At 68.2% G+C, this 1,098-nt stretch carries 2 protein-coding genes; both read right to left on the reverse strand.

Annotated features, from left to right (window positions below; all coding sequences use genetic code 11):
* Positions 1 to 188: CoA-transferase (locus A5701_RS04905; RefSeq protein ID WP_304528217.1), on the reverse strand; the 188-nt coding region annotated here is incomplete at its 3' end.
* 44 nt (positions 189 to 232) lie between these two features.
* Complete coding sequence (gene echA20 / locus A5701_RS04910) at positions 233 to 991, reverse strand: (7aS)-7a-methyl-1,5-dioxo-2,3,5,6,7,7a-hexahydro-1H-indene-carboxyl-CoA hydrolase (protein ID WP_067749415.1); 759 nt, start codon at positions 989 to 991, stop codon at positions 233 to 235.
* Positions 992 to 1,098: the final 107 nt, after the last annotated feature.

Here is a 1,098-nt window from a genome sequence, read left to right on the forward strand (position 1 = left end):
GCCGAGCACAGCAACCCCAGGTCTGGTCCGCCGTAGGTGACCACCGTGAGGTCCGTGACGTCGGACCGCAACATGGCGCGCACGAACGCCATCGGCTTGCGCCGCGAGCCCCAGCCGCCGATGCCGACCGTCATGCCGCTGCGCAGCTGCGCGACGGCCTCGTCGAGGGTGGTTCTCTTGTCGGTCACTATGCGCCGCTCCTCATCACTTCGTTCTGCATCGTCGCCGGCGGCTAAGGCTTCTCACGCTTCGTGGTACCGGCGAACGCGTCGCGGTGCTCATCGGCGACGCCGGCCAGGTTGAGCTCGAACGTAAAGCCTTGCTCCATGCGGTAACTCGAATTGACGCGCTGCACGTCGATCAGGTTGAGCGCCTCCTTGGCCGCGCGGATGACCCGGGTGTCCTTGGCGGCGATGTCGCGGGCCACCTTCAATGCGGCCTCATCCAGCTCGTCGCGCGGCACCACCTCGTGCACCGAACCGAAATGGTGCAGGGTGGCGGCGTCGACGGTCGCGGCGGTGAAGAACAGCCGCCGCATCATGTGCTGCGGCACCAGCCGCGACAGGTGGGTGGCCGCCCCGAGCGCACCGCGCTCGACCTCCGGCAGCCCGAAGGTGGCGTCCTCGGAGGCCACGATGACGTCAGAGTTGCCGACCAGGCCGATGCCGCCGCCGACGCAGAAGCCGTTCACGGCCGCGACGACGGGCACCGCGCACTCGTAGACCGCCCGGAAGGCGGCGAAGCAACCGCGGTTTGCGTCGATCAGCGCGGTGAATCCCTCGGTGCGCTGCATCTCCTTGATGTCGACCCCGGCGTTGAAGCCGCGGCCCTCCGCCCGCAGGATGACCACGTGGGTCTCGGGGTCTTGGCCGGCGGCCGTGATGGCGTCGGCCAGTTCGAACCAGCCGCGCGACGGGATGGCGTTGACCGGGGGAAAGTCGACGGTGACCGCGACGATGCCCGGTTCGGTGGTGGTGGATGTGATGGGCAAGGCGCCACTTCCTCGTGGGGTAACTACCTAAGCAAGCACTTGCTTGGTACGCTAGCACAGTGACTCGCGCCGAAGCATCCGACGCCGTGAACTTGGGGCTGGCCGGG

This window comes from Mycobacterium sp. E3305 (assembly GCF_001666785.1).
Taxonomy (GTDB): Bacteria; Actinomycetota; Actinomycetes; order Mycobacteriales; family Mycobacteriaceae; genus Mycobacterium.